Here is a 557-nt window from a genome sequence, read left to right on the forward strand (position 1 = left end):
TCAACGGGGAATCCGTCGACAACGTACAGCGGCGAGTTGTCCTGTGACAGCGAGCCTCCTCCACGTACACGTATTTTCACGTCGGCGTCGGGCGAGCCCTCGGTCGTGGTGATGTTTACGCCGGCCATCTTACCCGTGAGGGCTTCGGTTACTGACGCAACCGGAACAGCCGCGAGGGCTTCGTTGCTCACAGTGGCCACGGAACCGGTAAGGTCCTTGCGGCGAACGGAGCCGTAACCGATGACAACGAGGTCGTCAAGATTGGTTGCCTCGTCTTCCATTACGATATTGACGGTGCTTTTGCCGGTAACGTTTACCGTCTGCGGCTTCATACCAATATATGAGAACTGCAGTTCGTTACCGCTCGATAACTTAATGGAGAAGTTTCCGTCGATATCGGTCACTACGGCGTTTTTAGTCCCTTTTTCGAGGACTGTTGCGCCGATGACGGCCTCTCCGTTGGAATCTTTCACATTTCCTTTGATTGTCTGCGCCGACAGCGAGCCCACGATGAGCGTGAACAGCGCCACAAGCGCAAGTCGAAAAGTTTTTAAATT

Annotated in this window: 1 protein-coding gene; it reads right to left on the reverse strand. The window is 54.2% G+C overall.

What is annotated here, in order from left to right; genetic code table 11:
- The coding region (locus H6A34_RS14585) for a carboxypeptidase-like regulatory domain-containing protein (protein ID WP_420870846.1) at positions 1 to 557 on the reverse strand (557 nt) is incomplete at both ends.

This window comes from Marseilla massiliensis (assembly GCF_016899855.1).
GTDB lineage: Bacteria > Bacteroidota > Bacteroidia > Bacteroidales > Bacteroidaceae > Prevotella.